The sequence below is a fragment of the Porphyromonas gingivalis ATCC 33277 genome (assembly GCF_000010505.1).
In the GTDB taxonomy this organism is placed as follows: Bacteria; Bacteroidota; Bacteroidia; order Bacteroidales; family Porphyromonadaceae; genus Porphyromonas; species Porphyromonas gingivalis.
Map to the genome: position 1 here is coordinate 1,176,891 of NC_010729.1, position 26,522 is coordinate 1,203,412.

General features: G+C 42.5%; 21 protein-coding genes and 4 pseudogenes. 7 read left to right on the forward strand and 18 right to left on the reverse strand.

From position 1 onward, the window contains the following. Positions 1–62: 62 nt before the first annotated feature. Entirely contained in the window at positions 63–1,085 is a 1,023-nt protein-coding gene (recA, locus tag PGN_RS05070; protein ID WP_004584116.1) for a recombinase RecA, read from the reverse strand. 20 nt (positions 1,086–1,105) lie between these two features. Then, positions 1,106–1,561 (reverse strand): thioredoxin-dependent thiol peroxidase, encoded by a 456-nt coding sequence (gene bcp, locus PGN_RS05075; RefSeq protein WP_012457992.1) that lies wholly within the window; start codon positions 1,559–1,561, stop codon positions 1,106–1,108. 300 nt (positions 1,562–1,861) lie between these two features. On the opposite strand from bcp, the gene PGN_RS10470 reads away from it, so the two are divergent. Next, complete coding sequence (locus tag PGN_RS10470) at positions 1,862–2,131, forward strand: hypothetical protein (RefSeq protein ID WP_012457993.1); 270 nt, start codon at positions 1,862–1,864, stop codon at positions 2,129–2,131. Here the strand turns inward: PGN_RS10470 and PGN_RS05080 are convergent. Continuing rightward, positions 2,118–3,020, reverse strand: coding sequence for an IS982-like element IS195 family transposase (locus tag PGN_RS05080; protein WP_012457521.1), 903 nt, complete (start codon positions 3,018–3,020; stop codon positions 2,118–2,120). The two genes, PGN_RS10470 and PGN_RS05080, sit on opposite strands and share 14 nt — an antisense overlap. 485 nt (positions 3,021–3,505) lie before the next feature. Here PGN_RS05080 and PGN_RS05085 point away from each other — a divergent pair, with 485 nt between their 5' ends. Next, complete coding sequence (locus PGN_RS05085) at positions 3,506–4,417, forward strand: hypothetical protein (RefSeq protein ID WP_012457994.1); 912 nt, start codon at positions 3,506–3,508, stop codon at positions 4,415–4,417. Positions 4,418–4,580: 163 nt separating this feature from the next. Next, positions 4,581–6,005: a tRNA uridine-5-carboxymethylaminomethyl(34) synthesis GTPase MnmE gene (gene mnmE / locus PGN_RS05090; RefSeq protein WP_039417213.1), complete on the forward strand. Its 1,425-nt coding sequence runs from the start codon at positions 4,581–4,583 to the stop codon at positions 6,003–6,005. 109 nt (positions 6,006–6,114) lie between these two features. Here the strand turns inward: mnmE and PGN_RS11885 are convergent. From PGN_RS11885 to PGN_RS05105, 4 genes and pseudogenes are all read right to left on the reverse strand, one after another. Beyond that, positions 6,115–6,446 (reverse strand): annotated as a pseudogene (locus tag PGN_RS11885) (transposase); the annotation flags it as partial. 64 nt (positions 6,447–6,510) lie between these two features. Next, positions 6,511–6,633: pseudogene (locus PGN_RS11890) on the reverse strand (DNA methylase); the annotation flags it as partial. 86 nt (positions 6,634–6,719) lie between these two features. Then, a complete protein-coding gene (locus PGN_RS05100) occupies positions 6,720–7,622 on the reverse strand; it encodes an IS982-like element IS195 family transposase (RefSeq protein ID WP_012457997.1) in 903 nt (300 codons plus the stop codon). A 153-nt stretch (positions 7,623–7,775) separates the two neighbouring features. Then, complete coding sequence (locus PGN_RS05105) at positions 7,776–8,678, reverse strand: IS982-like element IS195 family transposase (protein WP_012457848.1); 903 nt, start codon at positions 8,676–8,678, stop codon at positions 7,776–7,778. Positions 8,679–9,085: 407 nt separating this feature from the next. Here PGN_RS05105 and PGN_RS05110 point away from each other — a divergent pair, with 407 nt between their 5' ends. Further along, positions 9,086–9,988 (forward strand): IS982-like element IS195 family transposase, encoded by a 903-nt coding sequence (locus tag PGN_RS05110; RefSeq protein ID WP_012457521.1) that lies wholly within the window; start codon positions 9,086–9,088, stop codon positions 9,986–9,988. 45 nt (positions 9,989–10,033) lie between these two features. Here the strand turns inward: PGN_RS05110 and PGN_RS05115 are convergent, their stop codons facing one another. From PGN_RS05115 to PGN_RS05155, 9 genes are read right to left on the reverse strand one after another with little or no spacing between them, the layout of a single operon-like run. After that, a complete protein-coding gene (locus PGN_RS05115) occupies positions 10,034–11,128 on the reverse strand; it encodes a hypothetical protein (RefSeq protein ID WP_012457998.1) in 1,095 nt (364 codons plus the stop codon). Continuing rightward, entirely contained in the window at positions 11,125–11,628 is a 504-nt protein-coding gene (locus tag PGN_RS05120) for an LOG family protein (RefSeq protein WP_051892392.1), read from the reverse strand. The genes PGN_RS05115 and PGN_RS05120 overlap by 4 nt, the downstream gene beginning before the upstream one ends. Next, positions 11,625–12,635 carry a Gfo/Idh/MocA family protein gene (locus PGN_RS05125; RefSeq protein WP_012457999.1) on the reverse strand — a complete coding sequence of 337 codons (1,011 nt, stop codon included), beginning with the start codon at positions 12,633–12,635 and terminating at the stop codon, positions 11,625–11,627. The genes PGN_RS05120 and PGN_RS05125 overlap by 4 nt, the downstream gene beginning before the upstream one ends. Further along, a complete protein-coding gene (locus PGN_RS05130) occupies positions 12,602–13,630 on the reverse strand; it encodes a hypothetical protein (protein ID WP_012458000.1) in 1,029 nt (342 codons plus the stop codon). The genes PGN_RS05125 and PGN_RS05130 overlap by 34 nt, the downstream gene beginning before the upstream one ends. Then, positions 13,605–14,684, reverse strand: coding sequence for a radical SAM protein (locus PGN_RS05135; RefSeq protein ID WP_012458001.1), 1,080 nt, complete (start codon positions 14,682–14,684; stop codon positions 13,605–13,607). The genes PGN_RS05130 and PGN_RS05135 overlap by 26 nt, the downstream gene beginning before the upstream one ends. Further along, a complete protein-coding gene (locus tag PGN_RS05140; protein ID WP_012458002.1) occupies positions 14,602–15,462 on the reverse strand; it encodes a phosphotransferase family protein in 861 nt (286 codons plus the stop codon). The genes PGN_RS05135 and PGN_RS05140 overlap by 83 nt, the downstream gene beginning before the upstream one ends. Beyond that, on the reverse strand, positions 15,459–16,388 hold the full coding sequence (locus tag PGN_RS05145) for a glycosyltransferase (RefSeq protein ID WP_012458003.1): 930 nt from the start codon (positions 16,386–16,388) through the stop codon (positions 15,459–15,461). The genes PGN_RS05140 and PGN_RS05145 overlap by 4 nt, the downstream gene beginning before the upstream one ends. 7 nt (positions 16,389–16,395) lie before the next feature. After that, on the reverse strand, positions 16,396–17,544 hold the full coding sequence (locus tag PGN_RS05150; protein ID WP_039417217.1) for a DegT/DnrJ/EryC1/StrS family aminotransferase: 1,149 nt from the start codon (positions 17,542–17,544) through the stop codon (positions 16,396–16,398). Next, a complete protein-coding gene (locus tag PGN_RS05155) occupies positions 17,526–18,896 on the reverse strand; it encodes a hypothetical protein (RefSeq protein WP_012458005.1) in 1,371 nt (456 codons plus the stop codon). The genes PGN_RS05150 and PGN_RS05155 overlap by 19 nt, the downstream gene beginning before the upstream one ends. 277 nt (positions 18,897–19,173) lie before the next feature. Between PGN_RS05155 and PGN_RS11210 the strand changes: the two are divergent. Further along, positions 19,174–19,379 (forward strand): annotated as a pseudogene (locus PGN_RS11210) (ISAs1 family transposase); the annotation flags it as partial. Between the two features lie 191 nt (positions 19,380–19,570). Here the strand turns inward: PGN_RS11210 and PGN_RS05160 are convergent. Together PGN_RS05160 and PGN_RS05165 are read right to left on the reverse strand one after the other, a co-directional pair. After that, positions 19,571–22,747, reverse strand: a pseudogene (locus PGN_RS05160) (DNA methylase); the annotation flags it as partial. Positions 22,748–22,924: 177 nt separating this feature from the next. Further along, a complete protein-coding gene (locus tag PGN_RS05165) occupies positions 22,925–24,010 on the reverse strand; it encodes an IS5 family transposase (RefSeq protein ID WP_012458008.1) in 1,086 nt (361 codons plus the stop codon). A 280-nt stretch (positions 24,011–24,290) separates the two neighbouring features. Here PGN_RS05165 and gmd point away from each other — a divergent pair, with 280 nt between their 5' ends. Beyond that, entirely contained in the window at positions 24,291–25,388 is a 1,098-nt protein-coding gene (gene gmd / locus PGN_RS05170; protein ID WP_012458009.1) for a GDP-mannose 4,6-dehydratase, read from the forward strand. After that, positions 25,381–26,454 carry a GDP-L-fucose synthase family protein gene (locus PGN_RS05175; protein ID WP_012458010.1) on the forward strand — a complete coding sequence of 358 codons (1,074 nt, stop codon included), beginning with the start codon at positions 25,381–25,383 and terminating at the stop codon, positions 26,452–26,454. The genes gmd and PGN_RS05175 overlap by 8 nt, the downstream gene beginning before the upstream one ends. Positions 26,455–26,522: the final 68 nt, after the last annotated feature.

Here is a 26,522-nt window from a genome sequence, read left to right on the forward strand (position 1 = left end):
GGAAGAGACCGAAAAGCCTCCGATGCGCTCAAACGCCTTCAGTCTCCTCATCCAAGATTGCTTTATGAATGTTTGTTGCGAATGGCTTCGCGTATTTTTTCAGTCAGTTCTTCGGCCAATTCTTCATTGTCCCGAATCATTTCCTTGGCAGCCTCACGTCCCTGTCCCAGCTTCGTATCGCCATAGCTGAACCACGATCCGCTCTTCTTGATAATATCCAGCTCTACACCCAAATCGATAATCTCGCCGGAACGCGAAATACCTTCTCCGAATACGATGTCGAACTCTGCTTTGCGGAATGGAGGAGCCACCTTGTTTTTCAACACTTTCACCTTGGTCAGGTGTCCCATGATCTCTTCGCCATCCTTGATCGGTGTGCTCTTGCGAATGTCGATGCGGATGGATGCATAGAATTTCAGTGCATTCCCCCCTGTGGTGGTCTCCGGATTGCCGAACAAAACACCGATCTTCTCTCGTAGCTGGTTGATGAAGATACAGGTTGTATTGGATTTGCTGATGGCTCCGGTCATCTTACGCAGTGCTTGCGACATCAGACGGGCATGCAAACCAACCTTGTTGTCCCCCATTTCACCCTCTATTTCCGCTTTGGGCGTGAGGGCTGCGACAGAGTCAATGACTATAATGTCGACAGCAGAAGAGCGAATCAGTTGCTCGGCGATTTCCAAAGCCTGTTCACCGTTGTCCGGCTGTGCTATCCAGAGATTATCCACATTGACGCCCAACTTTTCGGCATAGGTGCGGTCGAAAGCATGTTCCGCATCGATGATGGCCGCCAAGCCACCTGCTTTCTGCGCTTCGGCAATGGCATGGATAGCCAGAGTGGTCTTACCGGAAGATTCCGGTCCGTATATCTCGATAATACGTCCGCGAGGGTAACCGCCTACACCGAGAGCCAAATCCAAACCGATGGAGCCGGAGGGGATAACGCTTACATCCTCCACCGTATTGGCTCCCATATTCATGATAGCACCTTTTCCGAATGTCTTCTCTATCTTCTCCGTGGCCATTCGCAGGGCTTGCAGTTTCTTCTCATCCTGCACCGTGGGTATCTTTTCTTCTGCCATATGTCTTTTCTTGTTCTGTATTATCCGTTTAGTATCTGATCGGCATGGTCTTTGGTCTTGACCTCTTTGCCTCTGATGATGCGTGTGACTACGCCCTCCTCATCCGTGAGGAAAGTAGTGCGCTCGGTCCCCATATATTTGCGTCCGTACATGCTTTTTTCCACCCAAACACCGAAAAGTTCGTTGAGACGCACTTCCTCGTCCACGATCAGCGGAAAAGGAAGCTCGTACTTCTCTCGGAAATTGCGATGGCTCTTGGCCGAATCACGACTCACTCCGATGATTTCGTAGCCGGCAGCACGAAGTGTGCTATGACCGTCGCGCAGGCTGCATGCCTGTGCCGTACATCCCGAAGTATTGTCTTTGGGGTAGAAATATAGTGCGATCTTTCGTCCGCGATAATCGTCTCTTTTGACCTCGTTCCCGTCTTGGTCTATCCCAAGAATCTCAGGAATACGGTCTCCTATTTGTATCATTGCTCCGTCTGTCTGAATTATATCAAACAAAGGTAACAAAAAGGTCATACCCTACAGTTCCTATTTTAGAAAGTATCTCGATTGTAATTTCCAATAGTAAATGCAACACGCTATAAACAAAAACACACCGAGGGGTAATCGCATTTCAGCCACTAACGTACATCTAAAGCTCATGATGCTACGCTCTGTTATCAAACAAGTGCGAATTCATATGTCAGAGATTCAAATTATAGAGGGAAGAGACTAAAAATTTTCAAACGCGATCGCCCTGACAGGCTGCCCCGTGGCCGACGCATTAAATTGGTTTTGCGGCTTCATGCGAGCGAGTTTCTCCTCATTGGTATTGTTGGCTGCTACTGTGTACCGACGGTAGCCGGATGGATTATTGGAGCCGGAGGTGGTATCGGCTGGTATGGACGTAATGTGAATCAGACGCCACAGCGTGGCACACAAGATGCATACACGGGTAGCGAGGCGATGGTTGGAGGAGCACAAGTGCTGTTGCCGGTCATGTCGTTGGACGTCTCAAAGGGGCACTCATTAACGTCAGTTCGATCTAAGCGGAAATAGGAAAGTTAGGGTTTCTGATGATTTCAATATTGAGTTCAGGCTTTTTAGGCAGGATGTTGTAAGCGATGATACCGGAGATCAGGTTGGTGACAAAATTGTTGACACTGCGATGTCTCGTGTGCTCTATCTGACAGACATTTTTGAGCATATCATTGACCGTTTCGATCAAGGCTCTCTTTCTCAATAAAACTTTGTCATATAGATGCATCAGGGAGTTCTTCATGTTCTTTTTGATTTTGGTTATCATGTGGATGTCATCGACAAAGAGCCGGTCAAAAAGGTTTTGGGAAATGTAGCCTCTATCGGCAATGAGTTTGCCAAAAAGATTCTTGGTGAATGTTCCGTCTTTCAGAGGTTCTCTGTCATCACAATTGCCCGGTGTGATTTGATAGTTGATGATTTCACCCCTGTCGTTGATAACAATATGTAGCTTGAATCCATAAAACCAACCCATGGTGCTTTTGCCTTTTTGAGCCCATCCCCTCATTGTCCTATGCCCATGAGCTCGTTTGATATGACAAGCCTTCAGTGGGGTGGAATCGATGAAAGAGATGCCTGTACATTGACCCAAACAACACATATTGAGAAATGCTATCAGCTTGAAACCCACCCTGCTTTGCAGCTCCACAAAGCGATTATAAGAGACAAGATGTGGAAACTCGGATCGACAAGAATGGGTGATGTATTGAAGATAAAAAGCTTTCAAATCTCGGTATCTTGACAGATGAAACAGGATCAGGATGGTCATGACCTCACTGTCCGACATCTTAAACTTTCTATTCCTGCGTTTTTTGTCTGCCTCTTCGAGGGTCTTTTTCTTGATTGCTTCATCAAAAAGCTTGGAGAAATCATCTATGATGCAAAAAACATCAACTATATTTGTCTTCATAAAGTAGCGTTTTGTTTGTTCGTATCTTATTGATTGTCAACAGCTAAGATACAAATAATTCGCTACTTTTTCAAGCATAATGCCCACGTCCTTTGGGCGTTTACCACTAATCAGAAAACAAATTCATTGGCTTTTTCTTACGTCGAACTGACGTTCATTAAAGGGGAGTAAATTTCCACCAGTGGAAACTTAATTTTCCACTGGTGGAAAGACAACTTTCCACTTGTGGAAATTCGGCGTGTACCAAATAGTCGCCTGACACACAATAATAATGAATGAACAAAAGTGCCTGCTTATTGTGCAAAGGTCCCATTAATTCGTACTTGTTTGATAACCGAGTGTAGCAATCGTTAGGTCTATAAGTGTGTTAACAGTTCAAATGCGATTGCCCTGATTCAGAATGCCGTTCGAATGCTTCTTCCTAAATTTGCCTTAGTGTTGCACATATTTGTGGAGTGTACAACTAACAACAATACCGAATATCGATGAAACGAAATACGTATTTAGTGAAGAAAATACTACTTGTATTTTTGCTGTTTTTCTTTGCCTTTGCCCTTTCGGCACAAGAGGCGAAGGACTCCATTCGCTTTGTCCGCTTCGATAGCCTCTACTACGCTGCATCCCTTTCCCCCGATCCTAAGTCTGCCACGGAGCAGATAGTCCGCCGCGATCCTGCCAATGCCGACTGGTTGGCATACAGAGTACTGGATCCCAATGCACAGGAGGAAAGTCCCACCGAAGTACTCGTCCGCATGTATAGCCATCCGCAGCTTCGGCGTTTGTATGCCGATACGGAAGCCTGCTATACAACTACTTTGGCCGACACCATAGCCGGAGAGATGAGGGCCGCATTCGAGCGATTGCGTGTATTGGATCCGCAGATGGCCATACCACGTTACGTGGCCTTTCATGTCAGTGGCTTGCAACAGAGCGTCGTCGCTGTACCGGATCTGGTATCCGTTTCGATAGACAAGTATATCCGTCCCGACTATCCCGTGTATCTGCAGTTTTTCAGCGAGTATGCGCGCCAAACCATGTCGCCCGAATATGTAGTGCGCGATGCCGTATTGGGCTGGATATGCTCCGAACGTCCGTTGCCTCGGGAGACGGTACTGACCTTGCAGTTCCAATTGGAGTATTGGGGCGATATATATCGGTTGATGAAGCAGGTTTTCCCTCAAGCCTCGGACGAATGGCTGTTCGGTTTTACCTCGGATCAATTGCTTTGGATGAAGCAAAACAGGAAAATCCTATTGGACAATGCTCTTAAACGGGGCGAGATGGAGTCTTCTCAGCCGACTGTCACGGATCGGTACTTCAAGGAGTTGCCTCCCGATCAGCTGTTACCTCCCGAAGCTCCTCGCCTGATCGGTCATTGGCTTGGAACCAACCTGTAAGCTCAGGTAGTATTAGGGCAACCGCATCAATATGATTTGTTTAGAGCGAGGAGCTTCGTTTCTTCCTCTGACTGAACTCCCTAATGGTTGTCCTGGTGCACATTGGTATTTATGGCACACCACCTATCTTTGCAACCGATCTCATTCAATCCTGACCTCCAATATGTCTATCCTCCATTCCTTTAATAAGGACACCATCTGTGCCGTAGCCACTGCTCCGGGTGTGGGCGGTATCGCCGTCATTCGTGTGTCCGGTGCGAATGCTTTCCGCCTCGTTAGCCCACTTTTTCTACATCGTGGCAAGGCGATTGACCTCAGCGAAGCCAAGCCTCGCACCGCCCTCTATGGCGAAATCATGGAGGCGGACGAACTTATCGACGAAGTTGTCCTAACGTGTTTCCACGCTCCGCACTCCTTCACTGCCGAGCATACGGTCGAGATTGCCTGCCATGGCTCCATATATATACGTAGACGTATTCTCGAGGCCCTCATCAATCAGGGCTGTCGTCTGGCACAACCGGGCGAATTTACTCGCCGTGCCTACCTCAATGGGCGTATGGACCTGAGTAGTGCCGAGGCGGTGGCGGATATCATCGCCAGCGAGAGCAAGGCACAGCATCAGATGGCGATGAAGCAGCTGCGTGGAGGATATAGCGAGGAGCTGAATGCCCTGCGTGAGGAATTGCTTCGCCTAACGGGGTTGATGGAGTTGGAATTGGATTTCCCCGAAGAAGATGTGGAGTTCGCCGATCGTACGGAGCTACTCGCCCTCTGCGACCAAATTGAGCTAAAGCTCAAGAAGCTCATCGACAGCTATCGCCTTGGCAATGCTGTCAAGCGTGGGATTCCTGTGGCGATTGTTGGCACGACTAATGTGGGTAAGAGTACCCTGCTCAATACTTTGCTGGGCGAGGAGCGTGCCATCGTGAGCGATATTCACGGCACCACGCGCGACACCATCGAGGACACGATGCACATCGGGGGCTACCTCTTCCGCTTCGTCGATACGGCAGGACTGAGAGAGACCGAAGACACCATCGAGAGTCTTGGCATTGAGCGTAGCCGAAGCAAAATTAAGGAGGCAGATATTATCCTTGCCGTGGTGGACGGCACACGCATCAGCGAGGCCAATCAGCTGGACTATATCAAGAGTATTTGGGACGAAAGGGAGGAGCGAACGGTCATTCTGCTGGTCAATAAAAGCGAAAGCCTCGCCGAGGCCGACCGAATCGGGCTCAGCGAAGCTCTGCAAACGAAGCTCTCTACGCCCACGAGACCGATATTCATTTCAGCTCGTGAGGGTAGGGGGATAGACGAACTCAAGGGTGAACTCACCCAGATCATGGAGACTTCTGGAGCGAACGAAGCCGACCTCATTGTGAGCAATGCCCGCCATCATCAGCTCTTGCGGGAGGCTTTCGATGCCCTTCGGCGAATGCGTTCGGGCTTTGATATGGGACTCTCGACCGACTTGCTAACGCTCGACCTCCGGCACGCCATCACCTCCATCGGCGAAATTACCGGCCGCGAAATCACCAGCGACGACACCCTGCACTACATCTTCGCCCACTTCTGCATCGGCAAGTAAGGGTAGGGTGACGTGTACTGAAAAAAGTTGACAGTTGGGGAGGTTAAGTTCGAGATTAGAATTACAGAGTTTTCTCTAAAGTCCATTCTGGGTTTACACACCTCACTCTTTAAGACGACTTTCGGTTGACAGCCACTAAATCCGCCCTCTGCCGGGGAGTCATTTTGCGGTAGAGCTTGGGCCAGATCCGAGGGAGATCCTCCGGAGGGATCGGCAGGGGATTTTTCGCTCCCGAGAGGATGGTTTGCATCGGGGTTTTCGCCCCCAATGCTTGATGCGGACGCGCCCCTGGTTGTACATCAGAACGGATCACTCGACCGAGTGCTTCGCCTCCTGAAAAGACTGCTCCTCGGAGGAGATGTACCATGAATTCTTGATCGTATTGTTCATTCTCTCGGCCAAGGCGTTGTGCAGCGGGTCGCCCGTCATACTTGCTGCCAGGCTGCCGAGGTATTCTTCCACAATGTGAAGACGCTCGGAATCGGCCAAATGTTTCGACATAATTGAGACCTTTGAAAAATAAGGAGGTGGAGGGAAGAGGAGTTCTTCGCATAAAAGGAGCGAGTGAAAAGGGTGGCAGTAAGGAGTGAAAGTAGTTGTAAATCCCCCCTTGAGGAGCTACTTGCACGAGCTCCTCAAGGGTGGTTATGCCTTATCCTACGGATGAGGACATAATTATCCCCGGGGTTCTGTATAAATTAACGTCAGTTCGATCTAAGCGGAAATAGGAAAGTTAGGGTTTCTGATGATTTCAATATTGAGTTCAGGCTTTTTAGGCAGGATGTTGTAAGCGATGATACTGGAGATCAGGTTGGTGACAAAATTGTTGACACTGCGATGTCTCGTGTGCTCTATCGGGCAGAGATTTTTGAACATATCATTGACCGTTTCGATCAGGGCTCTCTTTCTCAATAAAACTTTGTCATATAGATGCATCAGGGAGTTCTTCATGTTCTTTTTGATTTTGGTTATCATGTGGATGTCATCGACAAAGAGCCGGTCAAAAAGGTTTTGGGAAATGTAGCCTCTATCGGCAATGAGTTTGCCAAAAAGATTCTTGGTGAATGTTCCGTCTTTCAGAGGTTCTCTGTCATCACAATTGCCCGGTGTGATTTGATAGTTGATGATTTCACCCCTGTCGTTGATAACAATATGTAGCTTGAATCCATAAAACCAACCCATGGTGCTTTTGCCTTTTTGAGCCCATCCCCTCATTGTCCTATGCCCATGAGCTCGTTTGATATGACAAGCCTTCAGTGGGGTGGAATCGATGAAAGAGATGCCTGTACATTGACCCAAACAACACATATTGAGAAATGCTATCAGCTTGAAACCTACCCTGCTTTGCAGCTCCACAAAGCGATTATAAGAGACAAGATGTGGAAACTCGGATCGACAAGAATGGGTGATGTATTGAAGATAAAAAGCTTTCAAATCTCGGTATCTTGACAGATGAAAAAGGATCAGGATGGTCATGACCTCACTGTCCGACATCTTAAACTTTCTATTCCTGCGTTTTTTGTCTGCCTCTTCGAGGGTCTTTTTCTTGATTGTTTCATCAAAAAGCTTGGAGAAATCATCTATGATGCAAAAAACATCAACTATATTTGTCTTCATAAAGTAGCGTTTTGTTTGTTCGTATCTTATTGATTATCAACTGCTAAGATACAAATAATTCGCTACTTTTTCAAGCATAATGCCCACGTCCTTTGGGCGTTTACCACTAATCAGAAAACAAATCCATTGGCTTTTTCTTAACGTCAGTTCGATCTAAGCGGAAATAGGAAAGTTAGGGTTTCTGATGATTTCAATATTGAGTTCAGGCTTTTTAGGCAGGATGTTGTAAGCGATGATACCGGAGATCAGGTTGGTGACAAAATTGTTGACACTGCGATGTCTCGTGTGCTCTATCTGACAGACATTTTTGAGCATATCATTGACCGTTTCGATCAAGGCTCTCTTTCTCAATAAAACTTTGTCATATAGATGCATCAGGGAGTTCTTCATGTTCTTTTTGATTTTGGTTATCATGTGGATGTCATCGACAAAGAGCCGGTCAAAAAGGTTTTGGGAAATGTAGCCTCTATCGGCAATGAGTTTGCCAAAAAGATTCTTGGTGAATGTTCCGTCTTTCAGAGGTTCTCTGTCATCACAATTGCCCGGTGTGATTTGATAGTTGATGATTTCACCCCTGTCGTTGATAACAATATGTAGTTTGAATCCATAAAACCAACCCATGGTGCTTTTGCCTTTTTGAGCCCATCCCCTCATTGTCCTATGCCCATGAGCTCGTTTGATATGACAAGCCTTCAGTGGGGTGGAATCGATGAAAGAGATGCCTGTACATTGACCCAAACAACACATATTGAGAAATGCTATCAGCTTGAAACCCACCCTGCTTTGCAGCTCCACAAAGCGATTATAAGAGACAAGATGTGGAAACTCGGATCGACAAGAATGGGTGATGTATTGAAGATAAAAAGCTTTCAAATCTCGGTATCTTGACAGATGAAAAAGGATCAGGATGGTCATGACCTCACTGTCCGACATCTTAAACTTTCTATTCCTGCGTTTTTTGTCTTCCTCTTCGAGGGTCTTTTTCTTGATTGCTTCATCAAAAAGCTTGGAGAAATCATCTATGATGCAAAAAACATCAACTATATTTGTCTTCATAAAGTAGCGTTTTGTTTGTTCGTATCTTATTGATTGTCAACAGCTAAGATACAAATAATTCGCTACTTTTTCAAGCATAATGCCCACGTCCTTTGGGCGTTTAACCCTAATCAGAAAACAAATCCATTGGCTTTTTCTTACGTCGAACTGACGTTTATTAAGATTATAGTGTTCTAAACGTTTGTATATGGATTAAGAAAAAGGAGAGTCTCTTTCCTCAGCCTCTCTTTTAACGTCAGTTCGACGTAAGAAAACGTCAGTTCGACGTAAGAAAAAGCCAATGGATTTGTTTTCTGATTAGGGTTAAACGCCCAAAGGACGTGGGCATTATGCTTGAAAAAGTAGCGAATTATTTGTATCTTAGCTGTTGACAATCAATAAGATACGAACAAACAAAACGCTACTTTATGAAGACAAATATAGTTGATGTTTTTTGCATCATAGATGATTTCTCCAAGCTTTTTGATGAAGCAATCAAGAAAAAGACCCTCGAAGAGGCAGACAAAAAACGCAGGAATAGAAAGTTTAAGATGTCGGACAGTGAGGTCATGACCATCCTGATCCTTTTTCATCTGTCAAGATACCGAGATTTGAAAGCTTTTTATCTTCAATACATCACCCATTCTTGTCGATCCGAGTTTCCACATCTTGTCTCTTATAATCGCTTTGTGGAGCTGCAAAGCAGGGTGGGTTTCAAGCTGATAGCATTTCTCAATATGTGTTGTTTGGGTCAATGTACAGGCATCTCTTTCATCGATTCCACCCCACTGAAGGCTTGTCATATCAAACGAGCTCATGGGCATAGGACAATGAGGGGATGGGCTCAAAAAGGCAAAAGCACCATGGGTTGGTTTTATGGATTCAAACTACATATTGTTATCAACGACAGGGGTGAAATCATCAACTATCAAATCACACCGGGCAATTGTGATGACAGAGAACCTCTGAAAGACGGAACATTCACCAAGAATCTTTTTGGCAAACTCATTGCCGATAGAGGCTACATTTCCCAAAACCTTTTTGACCGGCTCTTTGTCGATGACATCCACATGATAACCAAAATCAAAAAGAACATGAAGAACTCCCTGATGCATCTATATGACAAAGTTTTATTGAGAAAGAGAGCCTTGATCGAAACGGTCAATGATATGCTCAAAAATGTCTGTCAGATAGAGCACACGAGACATCGCAGTGTCAACAATTTTGTCACCAACCTGATCTCCGGTATCATCGCTTACAACATCCTGCCTAAAAAGCCTGAACTCAATATTGAAATCATCAGAAACCCTAACTTTCCTATTTCCGCTTAGATCGAACTGACGTTAAGAAGGATCCTTTGACTCGATATATAGCCATTATAGCACATTTGTATTTTCCACGCTTTTTATAACAGAGAGTATACTATTTTCTCTTTTAATGAATATATCAGATAGATTTTTTTTTGTGTAAAACGGATTACACATCACATTTTTTGCATAGTCCTTAATATCTATATCTAATTTGGAAAAGAATTTCTCTATTTGTTCTATACCTTCTTTTTCTTTAACCATAGTACTAGCAAATCCTTCTTTATAGTAGTCAATAGATGGGGTATCATTGTTAAAGAATCTCTTAAACATGGAAAGCTGTTCAAACTGTGTGTAATTCGCTGGTAAAATTAAATGTGTTTTCTTTTGATTAAAAATACCAGTTAATGTTGATGTTATTCCTGGAGTCGTGTAATAGTTACTGCATTCTGAAAGAATTCGGAGAAAATCTCCATGTGGGATATCGTGATACAACTTAATCTCTTGATGATTGTCAAACAGTTTTTTTAAACAATAATAAACTTCTCCTGATGTTACGATATCGATTTCATTTTCAGGATTTAAGTTCTTTAGCTCCCTAATAAATAGGCTCAAGAAATTAGAATAGTTGCATAAATGACTCGAAGTTATACAACTAGAGTTAAGACCTCCAATGTGAACTAAAAGCTTCTTGTCTTTGCTAGTGCTAACCATAGGATGGAGCTTTTCAACTTTCGGAGAAAGTAAGAGAACCCCCTTATCTTGTAGTCGTTTAATTTTTTCTGTGTTTTCAAAAAGGGTATAGACGACATACAAATCTGCATAGGGCATATATTCTAAAGTTGTATCCCATATAAATTCAAACAAATCAATGTAAATGGTTCTTACTGAAAGTTCTTTCGCAGCATATAGAAATCTCTCATTTTCAACACTTAGAACAGCAAATAAGTTCTCCTGATACTTTTGTATAGTTTCTTTTATTTCTCTCTGGTCGTAGGAAGAGCAAAACACCGTTTTAAAATGGCTCTCTTTAAAAAAGTTAAATGTTGATCCTGAAGAAGCTATTATTATATTGAACTCTTTACTTAGCTCCTTAATGAAGGAATATAAAATAGCAGCAGGACCATAACCAAAAGGGATGGCTTCACAGATAATTGTTTTCATTCTGGTAGATATTTTTTTAGGTCCTGTAATTCCTTAAGGTCAAGGATACAATTAGAGCAGGTATTATCAATCCTGACTCCTGCTAACTTCTCACTCCATCCACCATATTGACTGAAACATAAGATCGTTTTTTTTAATTGCCATGCAAAAGATATTTCAGATAAAGTCCCTGCTCCTCCTCCTGCTGCAATTACATAGTCAGATGCATTTATGACCAAAAAATTCCTCGTAAAGGACAATCCTGTTGGGAGCACAAAATCGCAGTAATCATTAGCCTCATCTTTCTCCAACTCTGGAATGATACCAATTGTAGAGAACCCATCGTATTCTGTTGATAGTCTCGCTCCTTTACAAACTGCTTCCATAAAACCCAATTTACCGCCACAAACTATTCCCCAATGGAGATCAATTAGATATTTTCCTAAATCAATTCCAAATAAATACAATTCTTCTGAGCATTTTGTTTTATTTGGACCTATTACACTTACAAATCGTTTCATAAATATAGTTTTTGTATTAAGTTCTGTGTTTTTTCGATTTCTTCTATACTAGGCAAAAGAATTCTTTCTCGAGATTGAACGGATTTTATAAAAGCGCGAATCTGTAATTCATGGGAATGTCCAAAATAAAATAAATCCCCTTTTTTATTTGCTAATTTTTTATCCTTGCGAAGAAAAAAGGTTACATCTTCTTCAATTGACTTTGAGTATTCAAAGATACGAAAAGGTTCGTCTATGGAAAATGAAATCATGCCGAGAGTACCTACGATGTCAATTCTGGTGTACCAAAGTTCATTGCTACATACAGTTGCTTTTAAAGTCACACTGTGAGTAGGATATTCAATAAAAGCACATGCTGTCTCTTCTGTCTCAATCACATTTTTTTTAAAATGAGTGGAGAGAAAAGAGTGTGTGTCTTGTGGTGTGCCAAATAAAAATACAATTAGATCCAAAAGATGATATGCTTGATTGATCAATACAGAGCCTCCCTCAGATTCCTTCTTCCCCCTCCAAGAACTCTCTGAATAATAGCTGTTTGGTCTATTGCAGTATAATGTAAAATCAGAAAGTACTATTTGTCCTAAACGTCCAGAACTAATCAGCTTTTTTACAAATTTCACAATCGAATCATACCTATGCTGAGCTACTACAGAAAAAATTGTACTTTTGTCTCTTCTGCATATTTTTAAGAAATCTCCTATTTCATATGAAGGGACAGAAAGAGGTTTCTCACAAAGCACTGATACTCCGCGAGATAAAAAATATTTTGAAATTTCTATATGGCTGTCATGTCCCGTACAAACGGAAACACTATCTAACATATCTAAGGGAATGGTTTGGTAATCATTAAAATATTGGTCTCCAGCGGGCGTCAAAGCCTTAGCCTTACGAGTATCTATATCACACAATAAGATTGATGAAACCCCATTATCTTGTAAAGCTTTGATGTGAATTGGGGCTATACGCCCACAACCTATGATTGCGTGCGCGTATTCTTTAATAACCATGTTCCGTTTTTTATGAAAAATTCACGAATCTGTGTAGCAATAGAGGTTGTGTCCTTTTCAGGAAAATCGATTTTGGAGAACAATCGATGTGAGGTCACATAAACATTCTCGACCTTGCCCAAAGAGATAAGATGAGCAACTCCTCGATTCACGCATGTTTCTTTGTTTAAAATTTCACTTTCATCCTTTCCGTTTTTAGGTCTTTCAGTTGGCAAATCACAGAATAATACGTTAAAGCGAAGAGCATCATTGTGAATTAGAGGATCTTCGGAATAGATTCCATCAACGTTTGTAAGAATAATAACAGTCGCTATTCCCAAATCACTAGCGTAAATTACAGCTTTCATATCAGACTTTTGAGGGGAAACTTTATCGAGAAGTTCATACACTAGAGAATTATTCTTGTATTCACCTTTATATTTTTTCCATTTTTGTTCTAAGAAATCTTCTTGAGGTAAGCATAAAAATATGCCTCCATGAGAGTCTTCCCTTTCAGTATCTTTCTCTTCCTCTTCAAGAATAGATCTCAAATCTTTCCAAGAAATATTTTTATCCCAATTATATTCATCTCCTGGACTTGTCTCTTTACTATCTTTTTCACAAGAAAATTGTGGATGCTCCTCCTTTCCAACAAGTGTGACACGCACCTCTGTTCCTTGTTGCCTATAGTTTTGAGCTTCTTTGGCAATACCAATAGCTAATATTTGGAGGTTAATTTTTTGTATCTCAGTCCAAATGCTTTTATCATTCCACCATTTACCATCCCCTGACACTTCTTCTTTTCGGGTCGAGATTTTTAGTCTTTGAGTAATCCGTTTATAATATTCACCAAGAGGTCCTGAGCCAATCATAATGATAACTCGTACAGATAGAGAAAGCTGAATTATTTTTTTTATTACCTCTTTTATGACATCGTAATCATAATTCAAAAGACTACCTCCAATTTTAATAAGAATAGTATTATGTCTTCTATCGCCCATAGTTACATCTCTCATTTACTTTTAGACATTTGTTCGTAAAGTTAATTTGAATATTTCTTTCTGCAGAGCAATAAATGCAGTACGCCAATCGCCTCCTCTTGTAAAAAGTCATTTTTTTTTGTAATTCCAAGATGTCCAATTCTTGGATGTTACCTAGTATTGGATATTGTTGGTGCTCAGCTTCACAACAGAGATGAATATTCCCATCTGCTCCAATTAAGCAAAATTGAGATTTTAATGGACATTCATATATTGGTACATCAGATACCGCAAATAAATTCTTTGATAAACATTTTGGAGAAAGCCCTTTGAATAAATGATTTAGCTTTTCTTGAGCATCAAACATCAAACTCTCTGATTGAAAGCAAAGAGCTTTACAAACCTCAAGACTCTTGGGGATCACTTCTGTAAAAAGAAAATCAATTTGCTCAAGAGATAGAGCATATTGGCCAGCAGAATCATTTTCTATATTGGTGATTTTTAGACAGTCAATTCCTAAGTAAGAACATAGATATAGAAGTATGGGCAGATCATGGAAGTTATGTTTTGTCAATACAAATCTGACTCCTACCGATAGGTCAGGGATTCGTTTTTTTATGTCCTGTATTGAGAGAAGTACTGTCTGGAATAAATTGGGTATCCCCCTATGTCTATCATGCTTGACTGGATTAACAGAGTCGATAGAAAACACAACCAAATTTGGCAGATTACATAGCATCTTATCAATGCTATTTCTGCTAAAAAGAACTCCTGAAGTATTTAGGACGGAAAAGACCCCTTCTTTCTCAAATAATTTGATCATATCCGAAGCTAAATCCGCTCTCAATAAAGGTTCCCCTCCAGAGATAATGGCAACTTCAAGCCCATTATTCACAAAAGTCTGTGCTGATTCCATCCATACATCTCGGACGATATCTTCAATATCTCTCCAAAGTCCATTTCCACTCTCGCAAAAAGAACATTTACAAGGACAACAATTGGTAATTTTAAAAACGGCTTCCCTCATGATAGAACTGCCTACATTTTTGAGTGAAAGAATCAACAATGGGCTCTGCCAATGAAATCTCATCCTCTCTTATCCTATTAGACATCCGTAAAAGCATTGAACAGAAAACATAATTAAAATTGATTTTTTTGGAGGAGATAAACTCATAGGCACGAATAAAATGTCTTGCTATTAGAGTGTCGTTTTGAATCTCCGATGTGAACAAACTTTGTAAATATCTTCCAATATCCCATTCAATCGGTCCCCAAACAGCATCTTCAAAGTCAATAATAACAAGAGGGTCTAATAAAATGTTATTTAGTCTAAGATCTCCATGCAACAGACTCTGCCCCGATAAAAAGTCTTTAGAGTAAAACTTGTTTTTCAATATATGGAGTCTCGATAAATGCGCCAACTCTTTGAAAATCATTTCATTTTCAGATCTATACAATCTTTGTTCAAAGATAGATGTCTTATTGGGGTTCTCAATACTATGAATGTTGTATAATGCCTTGGCCAACGAATACTGATCCTTCAGATCAATTTTTCTATTAGATGAATTTTCATACTGATATGACAGAATAGTAAATTTCTCTCCATCTAATAAGATTTCTCGAGTATAAGATTTTCCCATCTTTACATATTTAGGAATATTTATGCCCGATAAGAATGAGTAAATGGTATCTCCCTTATTATCAGTCAAGACTTCTCCTTTATTTAATTTCACAACAAGTTTCCTTGGCATCCCAAGAAAAAAAAGAATTGCAGTTTCAGTATACACAATATCCTCGATATGTTGTTTTAATAAGGAGGTTAGTTCTTTCACGTCTCGAAAAACAGTAGATTGGAGATTGTTAATCATACCTCAAGTACATTAAAAATGGAGATGTCTGGGTAATCATTCTTCAGCATAACGATAATTTTCTGGAACTCGGATAAATTGTTGGAATTATAATAGTACCCATAAAGAAAAGATAAGTGGGTTGGAATAATATATCTAGGGGGCAATCCCTCTTTTTCTATTGGGATATAAAAATATCGTTCTAATAAATAACGACTTGTTGGAGGTTCCTCCCCCCATAATTCCACTCTCCCATAGCCATGTCTATACTTTTGGAGACAAGACGAAAGAATGGAAGGCGGATCTTCGTGATATACTATTATATCTTCAGAATAATAGACTGAAACTTTATCTTTTTCTAATTTTTTCATTAGAATTCTGGACTCTGCAGCAGCAAGATTAAGGGTTTCAGAAAATAAGCCCCCTTGATATTTCAAAAAGATGCTTCTGTGAACTATTAGATTTCTACTATCTATCATAGAGGTGAAGGCTCCTTGCAAATATGAACCAAACAAACAATGATATAGTTTTTCTTCCCACTCCCCTAATATTGTAGTTTTTTGGAATAAACAAGGATTGCCCTGTAAAACTAAGGGGTTATACTTACAGCAGTATTGAAGGATGGTATAAATCCAAGTTTTATCAACAACACAATCATTATCCGTAAAAACGATATAATCTTCTTTCTCTATATAGTTATTTATACTATTTCTTGCAGCACCAGGGCCCTGCCCTTTGTTTTTAATTACATAAAAATATGGATAAGACGAAACTTCTTGTTGAATTCTTGAAACGCACGCTCTCTCTGAGTTATCATCTATCAAAAAAAATTTGTAGCGAAAGGTAGTTTTTAAATTTGCATATTCGAGAGAGCTTATCAAAGATTTTATCAATGAGATTGTCTGTTGCTCTCTATCCTTGAATGGGACAGCAATAATGATATTCATCCTATTTTTATTTTAAGATTCGTTTAAACTGGTCATAAATATATTCTATGTCATCTTTTGAAATATCCACATATCCAGGAAGAAGAAGCCAGTTTGAATACAATGAATGCATTGGACAGCCATTTAGATTTATGTAGCCTCTATGTCTAGAATGATTCCATGTTGCATAATTTTCAAAATCGTTGTACTGAAAAGAATTATCAACTCTTATACCTGCATCCTCAAGAGCATGAACGATAGAATCCATAGGCTGTTTTAGTTTGTTGAGATTTATTCTCAGAGGAATCTTCCAATAAGAACGGGAAAGTTCCTTTGGAATAGATTGTCTTTCTATCCCCTCAATTTCGGAAAGGTAATTTTCAATCAGTGTACAGTTGGATTTATTCAAGCTTAATTTTTCATTCAAATATTTAAGTTGGATCTTTGCCAATAGCAGGGCAAAAATATGAGGTCGATATTTATTTCCGATTGCGTTGTGTAATGTACGCTTTTCAAATAAGCGAGAAGACGAAAGACGATTGGGATGTGCCAGTTCTACCATCCTTTTTGCATATGCTTCATTATCGGTAAGAGCGATGCCAAATTCTCCAGCATCAATAAACTTTCTACGTCCTAGAGAATAACACGCAATATCAATGAAATCAAATGTAGAGATATTTATATCATTCCATTCTGTCCCATATGCATGAGAATTATCCATTATAATAATGGATTCTGGATAATTAACTTTATGCTTTTTAAGAGCCTTAAAATCATAGGAGGCTCCCCATACTGATGTGAGAAAGAGATTCTTGGTAGCCGAAAAATCCACAAGACTTAGGTCTAACAACAAAGTTTCAGGATTAATATCATGTATATAAACTTGGATGTTGTTTTCAAGCAAGGCATTAATAGCGCCAGTATAGGAGTACTTGGGAGCTATAATAGAACCTTCTTTATCCAAAGCAGCATATGCAGCTGCATGAATAGCAGCAGTTCCATTGCAAAAAGCAACACAATATCTTTTGTTGAAGTAACCTGCAAAAGCATCTTCTACTTCATCAAGAAGTCCTCCATCAACAATCGACAAGTCATTAAAAGACATATCGTTGATAGACTGAAGAATAGCTGTTTTTTCAAAATCTCGCCAAGAGTCTTTTATTTGTTTTCTGCGCATTGTGGACTAAATTTTACAATGGAATGCATAATCTTATAAAGAAGACAAGGGGCACTGGTGAATTTATTGTTGTTTACAATAATGTCAATTTGTTGTTCCTTCTTAATAGACTCTGGGATAATATCGGTTAATCTAATTTCCGTTTCTCCTTTTGCGATTATGGCTTCGTTTGTGTGAATACATGCCAAATAAAGAATTGACAAAATAATTGTACGATAGCAAAAAGTAGTGGATGAGGTAATTGCATCAGGGAACAAATTAAAGAACTCTTCGCAAAGAGATTTTAATTCCGTTATATGTTGATCTCGGGAGCTTCCCCCCCTTTTTTTCTTCGAAAAGTAATCTGCATTTAGTATATTTGCTAACAACTGTTCGATCTCGCAACTCTTTCGTAGAGAAAAAACCAATAACAAAGTGATAATCCTGTGGTTCTTTTCTTTGATTTTTGTGTCATAGATTACTTGATAAAAGACTTGTTCTATGCTTTGGCGCTGTTTGTAGCCAACATCATAAAGTCCGACAAGTTCAGATAAGATCTCCGTTATCTTGTCGTCTCTTTTATCAACGAATTTAGAGGGAAATTTCATTTTCCTCCTTTTCAACTCTTTTGTTGAGGTATCAAAAGGAGGAATCACCTCCTTTCTAAAGGAATAAACAAGAGTAAACACTTGATCTATTTCATCTCTACTCTTCTTATGAGTTGCCATATATCTATCTAGATCCATAAAGACCAAAATAGTATACACAGAATCAGGATTAGCCCTCATTAACCCAAGGAAACGGAATAGCTCTTCAATATCTTTATCTCCGCACCGATCTAGATTATCATATAAGTAGATTCTATTTCTGTCCCTAATCTTTTTTCTTGTTATCCTGGATAAATTTGTTCTGTAAATAATCTCATGGGGGATATAATAGATGATAGCCACAAAGGAACAAAGTGCTGCAATGATATTAAGAATATTTTGCTCAAAATCTACCATATTCAAAATAATGCTCCCTACAAGAAAAGCCGTGACGAATACTAATCGGGAAAAACTACTTCTTATTTTTTTCGATTGTTCTATGATAAAGTAGGAGATTTCAGCCCCAGGAGGAAATTGATCAAAATCAACCAAAATGGGTTTATATTTCTTCCCTTCTGGGTATCTTTTAGGATTTTTCTTGAGACTATTTAACACGTCCTTTGCTAGTTCTGTTTTTCCTGTTCCATACCCCCCGTTTATACAAATAATCGACGTTTTTCTATGATTTTTGCTGTCGTATATGCCTCCTAGCCTTTCTTCATGAAGATGCAACAGCTCAAATATCCTTTGAGATGTAAAAGAAATTTCATCCTTTTCCTTGTTCATAACTCGAATATACTTAATGGAAAATCACAATACTTAGCTACAGAGATAGATGTTATTCTTCTTTCTTCTCAGGATCTGAAAGCTTGTTTTTATCATTATCTGAAACATTAGACAAATCAGCTTGTACAGAAAGGCAAGACTCTAATTCATAGAAGACAGTTAAACTCTCACTTCCTTCTTAGATCTCTTAACAAAGGTATATAATAATACAAATTCCCAACTAAGGGAGATAAGAAAAATAATATTTGCTCTTTTTTGAGGCAGGGCTGACGCATTAAAGTTACACCACTATTTGGATGTCTATTTCGGACACGATGCCTCGCACAAGAGAACGAGGAATGTGGTGCAGATTATGGATATCATTCAAAAGATTAATTTACTCATTATAGAGCGACTAAAAACGAATATGAAGTCCTCAATCCCTCGTATCCAAAGAAACTGGCTCGAATGAAGCCACAACAACTAATCACAATACAATTTTAATGCGTCACCCCTGATTTTTGAGGGCTTAGACATATACTTTCGTGGCAATTTAACTACCTTCGCCAAAAGGAATAAATGTTCATTGAGTTATTGCAAAAAGAAGAAAGGGAAAGAGGCTCGCTCGTTGACAAGTCGTAACCCCTCTCCCTTTTGACACAAATTACTCCTTTGATTTTCTGATAGATATACTCGTCTGTATATCTTCTGCGGGCGTAGTCCGTTGCGATCAACATTTTGGCCTTCTCTTCTTTTTCTGACAAAGGCTCACGCCCCAGTATCTCCCCATTTCCCGTCTTGGCAAATTCCACCAACTTTCCGATAAACTCCTGTTGGTCGGGAGTGGGCGGTATATGATGCAGGATTTCATTCTTCGCCGGGCGGTCGATACTGATATCCTCGGCAGAGCGATAATCCGTTATCTCCGCATAGAACGCGGCCAGCTCAGGGACTTTAATAAAATAGCGGAAACGTTCCTTCTGTACGATTTCATTCGTTACCGAAAATTCGTAATCAATCGATTTCTTGGCGAAAATAGCCGCCCACGCATCGAATGTGGTGATGCCTTGCCGCTCCAGTTCGTTCGGACGAAGGTATTTGAATAAAAGATACAGTTCCGTAAGACTGTTGGAAATGGTGGTTCCCGAAAGGAATGTCGCACCCAAATCTTTACCTGTCCTGTCCTGAATCGTCCGCAGAGCAAAGAGCATATTGAGGGCGCGCTGTGAACCTTCGGCATTTCCCAATCCCGCGACACGGTCATGTCTGGTCGTAAAAATCAGGTTTTTGAAACGATGCGATTCATCGACGTAAAGATGGTCGATACCCATCAGGCGAAAATCCACCATGTCGTCTTTCCGGTTCTCAATCTGAAAAGCAATACGCTCCAGCTTGGCTTCGAGGTTTTGTTGTCTTTTGATAAGTCCCTTTTCCATTGCACGAGATATTTCCTTACCTTCCCTTCGAAGGAGTTCCAGATTCTCCTCCACACTATCGAGTTCCGCTTGCAGTATCTGCCGCTGTATCTCGGGCGATTGAGGGATCATACCGAACTGTTCGTGTGTCAGGATAATGGCATCCCAGTTATTATTTTTCATCTCATGGAAGATTTTTATCCGCTTGGCCGGAGTAAAATCTTCTTTGCCGGGATACAACACTTTGGCATTGGGATAAGCCGTACAGTAGGTTTGGGCAATCTCGTGAACATTGGCTTTCAAGGCAATAATAACAGGCTTATTGACTAGTCCTAACCGTTTTTTCTCATAAGAGCTTACGCACATGATCAGCGTTTTTCCTCCGCCGACTTCGTGATCGATAATCCCTCCGCCGTTGAGAATATCCATCCATACGGCATCTTTTTGGCTCTTGTACAGATCCGGGATGCCGAGTCCTTTTAAGTCCAGCCCCGGAAAGTTTTGATGCGAACCGTCATAATCAGGACGTACAAAACAGTTGAATGTGCGGTTATACTTCTCTGCCAACCGTTCTTTGAACTCCTCGGATTGTTCATTCAACCAGTCGGTAAAGCCGTTTCGTATTTCATCGATCTTTGAGTTGGCAAGTTGAATAGACTCAGCGTCCCGTATCTTCACCTCTCTCAATTCTCCGTCGATGTATTTATTGACCTTCTTTGTAATGTCCGGCGATGTGTTGTGCAAGGCATGTTTCATCAGGGCAATGCCGTCGAACGTTCGACTTTGGGTCTTTACCGCAAATTGATCCCATATCTTTACGTTTTTACTGTTTGTAGTGAGGGTATATTCATCCCGGCTTGGGGCATAGTGTATCGAAACGTCCGTGTCGAACAGGTATGAAGCATATTTACTGTAAATTCCTGTCGGAATCCATCGTTCGCCGAAATTAAAATCCAACTCATCGAAAAGAATTGGCCGGGGAATCGCTTCGCGTAAAGCCGAAAGAGACTCTTTGGCCGCTTTATGGTCAGCATGGTTCTCCAGAAAACGTTTCACCTGTTCGGCTTTGGAAATGACATTGCCACTGATGAACTTATCCTTGATTTCGTAAGCTCCGATCATGGGATTGAAGTAAACCGTGCCTTTTAGTTCATCTAATAGCTCCTCGGATGTTCCTCCCGTGAGTTCCGCCATATACTCGAGGTTTACGGTTGCGTATTTGTTGAGAGAAGCAGTCAGGGCTTCTCTGGCATTACGGGCATGAGTTATCTCGTTCGGATTGAATGCGACGGGTTGCCGGAATATATCGGCTTTGACGGCTTTGCCATCGATGTAGCGTTCGAGTGAGAGGATTTCCGTTCCTCCCGTGTCCATCTTGATCAGGCTGAGATTTTTGGGGTCGTTGATGTTCCCGAAACGACGGATAAAATCGTCATAAAGCCTGTTCAGCATTTCCCGAAGGACAGGATTCGCTTCCAATCGTGTCGCTTCGTTACTGTACAGGTGGTGATAAGTGTCCCGTATCTCAATATAAAGGGACGCTTTCGCCTGCTGTGTAGCCGTAAGTTGAAGCGGATGGAACATCGGCTGAAATCCGTTTATATCTCGCAAATAGCCGATACGGTTGTTTTCATCGGTTATCAGTGAGCCTTCACGATAATGGGCCGGTATCTCTTCGGTACGACTGTAAGGAGTAGGCTTCATTTGCTCTTGCTGTTCTTGCTCAGTTGTCTTCTGCAAACCGGGCAGTTTCTCTTCCTTGCGAGTATCGAGTACAGGATTTGCATCGGAGAGCTTTTGTTTTAGTTGCTCCCGTTTTTGAGCGGCTTCGTAAGCCATCTCCTCTCTCCAGTCCATGAAAAGGAGAGCTTGCTCCGATTCTACTTTGGGTTTTGTTCGCTTGGGCTTTTTGACTTGGCTGCGTTCCTCTTGCGAGAGACCAAAGAGGTCGTAGAGTGTAATGACCGGTGTTTGCGAAACAGAGCCGGCTTTCTCCTCCGCAGTCGGCTCATTGCTTACAGAGAATCCCTTGTCAAAAAGAGAGCGTTGGTGTATTCCTCCGGTAGTCTGTTTCGGTACACTTGTCGCCGCTTCTTTTGGGATGTAGTCTTCGGGCAATGGCGGACGTTGCGAAAAAAGTTTTCGATCCGATTCGTTTATAAATTCACTAAAAGACTCTATATCCTCTTGCGTGGGTTGATAACGTTCACTCGAAGATGAAATTTGCTGAACGGTTGATAACCCGTTTTCATTCGATTGTTCTTCGGAAAAAACGTCTTGAAAACCGAACGAATTTTCTTCCCTATCAAGCAGCACGGTACTTTTCCTCTCTTCCTTATGGGCGTAGATACGGTAATGCCACAAATCCAGATGCCGGGCAAAGTCTTCTTTCAGCATTTGCCCCAAATCCCGGGCAATACCGTCTATCCCTCCTTCGTGCGTAAAGACAATGGCCGGTTTACCGTAAGGATCGGTATCTACTTTTGAGAGACCTTTGAAAAATAAGGAGGTGGAGGGAAGAGGAGTTCTTCGCATAAAAGGAGCGAGTGAAAAGGGTGGCAGTAAGGAGTGAAAGTAGTTGTAAATCCCCCCTTGAGGAGCTACTTGCACGAGCTCCTCAAGGGTGGTTATGCCTTATCCTACGGATGAGGACATAATTATCCCCGGGGTTCTGTATAAATTAAAGGCGATGCTTTCAAGAATGTTTTGAGTATGGGTCTTGGCAAGTCCCCGGTATCGACATCGTCCGCCATGAAACCACCGCCGAATACTGCCAAAGGTGCGTTCGATGGTGCTCCGTATCGGACCGATTGCTTTGTTTCCTTGCTTCTCTTCCTCGGTCAATGCCCTGTTGCGTTGTGCCTTGTGCATAATGCCGTCTTGAAGGTGATGGGTTTGCAGGTAGGAACGATTTTCCCCGCAAGCATATCCTTTGTCCGCCAAGACGGCTGTGCCTTGAGGTATGTTTGCACCCTGCAATAGCGGAATAAACTCCTTCGTGTCACTGCGGTTCGCTGCTGTCGTTATCACCTTTTGAACAATGCCTTGAACATTGGCCGGACAATGCTTTTTGTATCCGTAGTGATAACGCTTTTGTTTGTACACCCAACGGGCTTCTTCATCCGTCCCTTTACGCCGGCGGACAACCTGTTTTTGATAATCCTCCTCTGCCTCTTTTTCCGCCTCGCTCCGATTGTCTTCTCTGTCGTCTGCGACTTCAATCGTAATGCTTCCGTTGGGTTTATGTGGCGTCTCCACAAGGCTTGCATCGACAAGCACCCCTTCCCTGACCGAAATGTGATGGCGCGAAAGTTGTTTGTTAAACTGCGCCAATAGTTTGTCCATGAGACCCAACTCTGTCAGTGCCGAACGAAATCGACTGATGGTGCTGTGGTCGGGAGATACCTCTTCCATCTTCAGTCCCAAGAATCGGGAAAAGGTGATTGAATCATTGATGCGCTCCTCCAAAGCACAATCACTGAGGTTGTACCATGTCTCCAAAAGCAACATCTTGAATAAGAGAATCACGTCATAAGCCGGGGCACCGATGGCATTTTGTCGCTTCGTGTTTTTCTTGTTGATCAGCGTCCTGATCGGACGCCAATCGATAAGCCTGTCAACCTGATTGAGGAAGTCGTTTTGTGCTTTGCGATAACGCTTTGAAAGGAGTGCGTCTGCAAATGTTACATGCTCATCGGTATTCTTGAATTGGTATGCCATGGGAGGAATATTATGCTGTTTTTACTACTCAAATATACAAAATAACTCCCTATTATACAATGAATTAACAGGCAAAATACACACCAATCGCCGTGCAAAGGTCTCCGTCTTAGGAGTCTCGATAGGGATCCCTTAGGGGTCTCAGCAAAGGCAGCCCTCTACTGTCATTTCGGAGGAAAAACAAAGCATCCTGCATTATCGTGGGAGGAATGAGTACTTTTGCAGGGAATCATATTATTTGCTTGAGCCGGTCAAGATTAGGAATCCGGTCTTTCCGATTATGAAAAAGAAAGTGGCATTAATCACAGGAATTACAGGGCAGGACGGCTCTTTCCTCGCCGAGTTTCTGATAGAAAAGGGGTACGAAGTGCACGGTATCCTGCGCCGTTCGTCTTCGTTCAATACGGGACGAATCGAACACCTCTATCTCGACGAATGGGTACGGGACATGAAGCGCGAGCGACTGATCAATCTGCACTACGGGGACATGACGGACAGCTCCTCTTTGGTACGCATCATTCAGACCACTCGCCCCTCGGAAATATACAATCTGGCCGCTCAAAGCCACGTCAAGGTGTCGTTCGACGTTCCGGAGTACACGGCAGAAGCCGATGCCGTGGGTACGCTTCGCCTCTTGGAAGCGGTGCGAATACTCGGATTGGAGAAGGAAACGCGGATCTATCAAGCCTCTACATCCGAGCTGTTCGGCAAGGTGCAGGAAGTGCCCCAACGGGAGAGCACTCCGTTTTATCCCCGATCGCCATACGGAGTGGCCAAGCAGTATGCTTTCTGGATCACGAAGAACTATCGCGAGAGCTACGGCATGTTTGCCGTCAATGGCATTCTCTTCAACCATGAGAGCGAACGCCGTGGCGAAACCTTTGTCACCAGAAAGATCACGCTGGCTGCAGCCCGCATCAAGCAAGGTTTTCAGGACAAGCTCTACCTCGGCAATCTGGATGCCCGTCGCGACTGGGGCTATGCTCGCGACTACGTGGAGTGTATGTGGCTGATGCTACAGCACGATATACCGGAAGACTTCGTCATTGCCACAGGGGAGATGCACAGTGTACGCGAGTTCGCCACCCTGGCATTTCGCGAAGTCGGCATAGAGCTGGAGTGGAAAGGCTGCGGAGTGGAGGAGCAAGGTATAGACATCGCCACGGGACGGGTTTTGGTAGAGGTGGATCCCAAATACTTCCGTCCCTGCGAAGTGGATCAGCTATTGGGCGACCCGACCAAAGCCAAGACTTTACTAAGATGGAATCCGACAAAAACCTCTTTCGAAGAATTGGTACGAATCATGGTCGAAGCAGACATGAGATTTGTCCGAAAATTGCATATGAGAGCCGAAATAGACAATTCTCACAATGAATAAAGATGCCAAAATCTATGTGGCCGGTCATCGTGGTTTGGTGGGATCGGCCATTTGGAACAATCTCCGCCGGAAGGGTTATACCAACCTTGTCGGACGAACTCATCAGGAGCTGGACTTGCTCGATGCCGTAGCCGTCAGAGAGTTTTTCGACAAGGAAAAGCCTCAATACGTATTTCTCGCAGCAGCCTATGTGGGAGGCATCATGGCGAACAACCGTTTCCGTGCCGACTTCATCTATCGCAATCTGGGTATTCAGCAGAATATCATCGGAGAAAGCTACAGACACCGTGTCAGCAAGCTGATGTTTCTCGGCAGCACCTGTATCTATCCGCGTGATGCCCGTCAGCCGATGCGTGAGGAAGAATTGCTGACAGCTCCGCTGGAATACACCAACGAGCCGTATGCCATAGCCAAAATCGCAGGGCTGAAGATGTGCGAGAGCTTCAACCTCCAATACGGTACCAATTATATAGCAGTGATGCCGACCAACCTGTACGGGCCCAACGACAATTTCGATTTGGAACGAAGCCACGTGCTTCCGGCCATGATCAGGAAGATTTACTTGGCCGATCGTCTACTTCGCCACGATGAGGAAGCCGTTCGCACGGATTTGTCCATACGTCCTGTCGAAGGCATCGACGGATCTGCTTCTTTCGATGATATTCTCTCATTGCTCAAGCGGTACGGCATCACGGCCGAAAAGGTAAGTCTCTGGGGTACAGGCCGTCCGATGCGCGAATTTCTATGGAGCGAGGAGATGGCCGATGCCTGCGTATTCCTCGTGGAGCACTGCGACTTCGCCGATATGTATCCCCACGGGACTCAAGAGATCCGCAACTGCCATATCAACATTGGCACCGGGGAGGAAATCTCCATTCGCGATTTGGCTTCGCTGATAGCAAAGAGCATCGGTTACGAGGGCCTTATCGAGTTCGACTCCTCCAAACCGGACGGCACGATGCGCAAACTGACGGATGTAAGCAAGCTCCATGCCTTAGGCTGGAAGCATCGGATCGACATAACCACAGGTGTACGAATGTTAGTGGATTGGTATCGTCCGAAATAGGCATTTGCATACCCGCTTTCATTTATCGAACCAAAAGCAATTAACAGATTGATTATTTGCTACCTTTG